This window comes from Phytobacter sp. V91, assembly GCF_965644225.1.
Taxonomy (GTDB): Bacteria; Pseudomonadota; Gammaproteobacteria; order Enterobacterales; family Enterobacteriaceae; genus CBFFRJ01.
Window position 1 is genome coordinate 1 of record NZ_CBFFRJ010000214.1, and the last position, 4832, is coordinate 4832.

Annotated in this window: 4 protein-coding genes and 1 pseudogene; 3 read left to right on the forward strand and 2 right to left on the reverse strand. The window is 49.5% G+C overall.

The window, feature by feature from the left end:
* Window positions 1–469: 469 nt before the first annotated feature.
* The 3 genes from ACSZO4_RS24655 to ynaL all read left to right on the forward strand — a co-directional run bounded on the left by ACSZO4_RS24655 (window position 470) and on the right by ynaL (window position 3203).
* A complete protein-coding gene (locus tag ACSZO4_RS24655) occupies window positions 470–1666 on the forward strand; it encodes a methyl-accepting chemotaxis protein (RefSeq protein WP_437891720.1) in 1197 nt (398 codons plus the stop codon).
* Between the two features lie 131 nt (window positions 1667–1797).
* On the forward strand, window positions 1798–2781 hold the full coding sequence (gene zntB, locus ACSZO4_RS24660; RefSeq protein WP_437891722.1) for a zinc transporter ZntB: 984 nt from the start codon (window positions 1798–1800) through the stop codon (window positions 2779–2781).
* A 275-nt stretch (window positions 2782–3056) separates the two neighbouring features.
* A complete protein-coding gene (gene ynaL, locus ACSZO4_RS24665) occupies window positions 3057–3203 on the forward strand; it encodes a proline-rich small protein YnaL (RefSeq protein WP_437891723.1) in 147 nt (48 codons plus the stop codon).
* Window positions 3204–3235: 32 nt separating this feature from the next.
* Here the strand turns inward: ynaL and ttcA are convergent, their stop codons facing one another.
* A complete protein-coding gene (gene ttcA, locus ACSZO4_RS24670) occupies window positions 3236–4171 on the reverse strand; it encodes a tRNA 2-thiocytidine(32) synthetase TtcA (RefSeq protein WP_437891725.1) in 936 nt (311 codons plus the stop codon).
* 18 nt (window positions 4172–4189) lie between these two features.
* Window positions 4190–4447 (reverse strand): annotated as a pseudogene (locus tag ACSZO4_RS24675) (tyrosine-type recombinase/integrase); the annotation flags it as partial.
* Window positions 4448–4832 lie beyond the last annotated feature (385 nt).

The following is a 4832-nucleotide window of genomic DNA, read 5'->3' on the forward strand; positions in this document are numbered from 1 at the left end:
GCGGGCATCGTGAAAAATCTATGGCAAAGAAAGCCTTATGTTCTCATAACTGACGATTAAATCGCACCTTCCCTAACTTAATGAATTTAGTGGGCGGTGGATTAAATTATCGCAATATTATTTATTGTTTTAAAAAATCTAGGATGATTATCGGCAAAAACGTCAAAAACTTTAATCAAACAGAATCATTTTAGCTGCACTTAATAATGTTTTAGTGCTTGTCAGTATATTGAAATTCAGTTAATTTAAGCGATTTATATATAATATATTGCAGGCGTGCGATAACTGTTTTTGGTATAAGACACTTGTTTTCTTAGCTTGATGGTGTTTTTTGTGGTTTTAAAATCTTACTTAATCTAAATTTTAATTTCTACTGGCTGAACATCTCTGGTGGTCAATTTAGGGGTGAAAAAGTGCATTTCGGATGCTATAAGAATATTACCCCCTAAGTTGTATTGTTGGTGCCATCATGCTTAAAAATATTAGTGTAAGGACATTTATAATATTATTTTTGACGTGTTCTTTCATCATCATTGATGTTTTAGTGATCGCTGTCTCAAAAAATATCGCGTTGTCGGCGACGGTTACAGCTTTGTCACTCTGTACGCTGGGTCTGCTTTGGCTATATATGACGCAATATCTGGTGACTCCCATCAACACCGTTAAAAAAAGTATTGAAGAGGTCACGTCCGGCAATCTCTCTATTACCATTCCGGCTTTTGGTAACAACTGCGCCGGTCGCTTAATTCCTGGCATCAATAATCTGTCGAGCAGCATTGCGACGCTGGTGGGGGAGATCCGATCGTCCTCACAAACCGCACTGGATCTGTCTGACGAACTGGCCTCCCGCAGCGGTGAATTGTCGGTAAAAACCGAGGAACAATCCGCAGCCCTGGTACAGACGGCTGCCAGCATGGAACAGATGGCCAGCAGTACTAAAAACAATGCGGAAAACACCCGGCTCGCCAGCACCCGAGCGAGTGACGCCAGCAGCAGCGCCCGCAAAGGCGGCAGCCTGATGGGGCAGGTGGCGCAAAATATGCAATCGATCACCGATTGTGCGAATCAAATGAATGAAATCATTGCCATGATCGATGGCATTGCCTTCCAGACCAATATCCTGGCGCTGAATGCTGCGGTTGAAGCGGCCCGAGCGGGGGATCATGGCAAAGGTTTCTCTGTCGTTGCCGGTGAGGTTCGCAGCCTGGCGCATCGCAGCGCTGAAGCCGCGAAAAACATCAAATCGCTGATTGCCGTGACCACGGATAATGTCACTCAGGGGGCAACGGTGGTGTCGGAGGCGGAGCACAATATGCAGGAGATTGTTTCTGGCGCGAGCGAGGTCAGTAAGCTGATGGATGAGATCGCCGTCTCAACGCAGGAGCAGGAAAAAGGCATCAGCCAGATTACGCTCGCCTTGTCAGAACTGGAAAAGGTCACTCAGAGTAACGTCAGCATGGTTGATGAACTTGCCGGCTCTTCGGATATTCTGAAAAATCAGGTGATTGAACTGCAACAACGCACCAGTAAATTCCGCCTCGCCGGGCAAAAGGCAGCCCAACCGGTAGTTGCTGCGGCGCAGGTCTCTACCGTAGCGAACAAACGCCAGTCCCGGCTGGTGAGGCCAGTACTGCACAATCAGGAAAATTACTGGCACTCCTTCTGATAGTGTTGTCCCTCAGTGGCCCGCTTAGCGGGCCTTTTTTTTACATTATTTAACAAAATCAGCATGATGGTTGCTTAACACGCCGGGAGCGCTAGACTGACAACAACGCGTGAGTTGATTGTGGAGGCGCTGTGGAAGCGATCAAAGGATCGGATGTGAATATCCCGGATGCGGTTTATGCCTGGCAACTGGATGGCAAAGGTGGCGTAAAGCCACTGGAAGAGAATGATGTCATTGATGCGCAGCGGCCCTGCTGGCTGCATCTGAACTACACCAACCCGGAAAGCGCACAGTGGCTGGAAACCACCCCTTTGTTACCCAATTCAGTACGCCATGCCCTTGGTGGTGAAAGTCTGCGCCCCCGCGTTACGAGAGTAGGCGAGGGCACGCTAATAACACTACGTTGTATTAACGGCAGCACGGATGAACGCCCGGATCAACTGGTTGCCGTGCGTTTGTATATGGATGAGCGGATGGTCATCTCCACCCGCCAGCGCAAGGTTCTGGCTCTTGATGACGTGGTTTCTGATTTACAGGAAGGAACCGGCCCTACGGACTGCGGCGGCTGGCTGGTGGATGTCTGCGATGCGCTGACCGATCACGCCAGTGAATTTATTGAAGAGCTGCACGATAAAATTATCGACCTTGAAGATAATTTGCTCGATCAGGAGATCCCCCCGCGCGGATTTCTGGCTTTGCTGCGTAAACAGCTGATTGTGATGCGCCGGTATATGGCTCCCCAGCGGGATGTGTTTGCCCGACTGGCCAGCGAGCGTCTGCCGTGGATGAATGACGATCAGCGTCGACGTATGCAGGATATTGCTGACAGGCTGGGGCGCGGGCTGGATGAAATTGACTCTTGTATTGCCCGCACGGCAGTCATGACCGATGAGATAACACAGGTGATGCAGGAATCGCTGTCGCGCAGAACCTATACGATGTCGTTGATGGCGATGGTCTTTCTGCCGAGTACTTTTCTGACAGGTCTGTTTGGCGTCAACCTGGGTGGTATACCGGGCGGGGAATATCGCTTCGGTTTTTCCGTCTTCTGCATCATGTTGGTTGTCCTGATAGGTGGTGTTGCATGGTGGTTACATCGTAGTAAATGGCTGTAAAAATTCACTTTTTTAACAAAAAATGAACATAAAATCGCGGTGTAAATTGAGCCATATCAATATATGCCCGCTCAGGAACAGGCAATATTCATCTCGCAGGTGAATGCAACGTCAAGCGATGGGCGTTGCGCTCCATATTGTCTTACTTCCTTTTTTGAATTACTGCATAGCACAATTGATTCGTACGACGCCGACTTAGAATAGTCGGCTTTTTTTTGCCTCTCGTTTAGCCCGGTCTACCCTTAAAAAACGGCAAACTCTTTCTGGAGGCAAAAATGCAAGCGTATCAGCCGTTATCGGTTAGCAATCCCATTCCGACCGATCCTGTACCCGTGCCCGACCCGATACCCCGGCCACAACCTTTGCCAGACCCGCCCGATCCGGATCCGCGCCCGATTATTGACCCACCTCTGCATGGTTAAAAAAAATGCCCTCGCAGTGGAGGGCATTCGCTTTATTTGATTTCCAGAATATCCAGCCGACTGGCGCTGAAATCGCCGTCGTCTTCATCTGGCTGCCAGCCAGCGGGCTGCATGGGGATCTCTTCACGGTCAAAGGCCAAATCGCCGCCATCAACCACCTCTGAACCATGCTGAATGGATTTGAAATCGAAGAGGCTGGTATCGCTTAAATGCGAAGGCACGACGTTTTGCATCGCGCTGAACATCGTTTCGATACGGCCTGGATAACGTTTATCCCAGTCACGCAGCATATCGCCAATCACCTGACGTTGCAGGTTCGGCTGTGAACCGCAGAGGTTACATGGAATGATCGGGTAGGCTTTAGCCTCTGCAAAACGCTCAATATCCTTTTCGCGGCAGTAGGCCAGCGGACGGATCACGATATGTTTGCCGTCATCGCTCATCAGCTTCGGCGGCATGCCTTTCATTTTGCCGCCGTAGAACATATTTAAAAACAGGGTCTGCACGATGTCATCACGATGGTGGCCCAGCGCGATTTTGGTTGCCCCCAGCTCTGTCGCGGTGCGATAAAGAATGCCGCGACGCAGGCGGGAGCACAGAGAACAGGTGGTTTTGCCTTCCGGGATCTTGTCTTTGACAATGCCATAGGTATTTTCTTCGACGATTTTATACTCAACGCCGATAGATTCCAGATAAGCAGGCAGAATGTGCGCCGGGAAACCCGGTTGCTTCTGATCGAGGTTGACCGCCACCAGGCTAAAGCTAATCGGCGCGCTTTGTTGCAGATTGCGCAAAATCTCCAGCATGGTGTAGCTGTCTTTACCCCCGGAGAGGCAGACCATAATGCGATCGCCGTCTTCAATCATATTGAAGTCGGCAATGGCCTCGCCGACATTACGGCGCAGGCGTTTTTGCAATTTATTCAGGTTGTATTGGTCTTTCTTTGTAGTTTCTTGATTTTGCGACATTTATTCTTTACTCAAATATCAAATGGGGCACTGGTGGGGCAGAACACTTGAAAGCGCCAGCCTGGCGTTAAGCATCGCCACCTGCTCACTATTTATTTCTTCAATCCATGTAGCATAGATTTCATACACCATCTGCGCATTCTTGTGCCCCATCTGATTAGCAATAAAAGACGGGTTAGCGCCTGCGGGCAATAACCAACATGCGAAAGTGTGCCGTGTATGGTACGGATTGCAGCGACGAATGCCAGCACGTTTTACAGCAGCGTTGAATCTTGACAAATTGAATACGGCTATAGACTTCAGATTATCCGCTTTTGCCAGAGGGGCTTAACGCCAACTGGTTATTGGATTTCATCACATGCAATCGACTGACCTGCATCACGACAGCGCAGATACTGCCGATGTCCTGAGGAAACCGCAGGCGCGGCGTATGTAGTAGCAAGTGTAGTGAAGCTGGGGCGTGCAGCCGGACAACTCAACGAAAGAATTTGCTGCCCCTGCTATTGGGCAGTTGGATTAATGCCAGGACCGTATCCGTGATGAGAGGGTGGTAACAATCAATGCCAGGATTGCGGAGAATCCAGCCTTAGGGAAGGTGCGATTTAATCGTCAGTTATGAGAACATAAGGCTTTCTTTGCCATAGATTTTTCACGATGCCCG

What these genes read in the sequence shown, in the direction of transcription:
- ttcA (WP_437891725.1), bottom strand. Translation starts at nt 4,171, where the DNA reads ATGTCGCAAAATCAAGAAACTACAAAGAAAGACCAATACAACCTGAAT.
- ynaL (WP_437891723.1), top strand. Translation starts at nt 3,057, where the DNA reads ATGCAAGCGTATCAGCCGTTATCGGTTAGCAATCCCATTCCGACCGAT.
- ACSZO4_RS24655 (WP_437891720.1), top strand. Translation starts at nt 470, where the DNA reads ATGCTTAAAAATATTAGTGTAAGGACATTTATAATATTATTTTTGACG.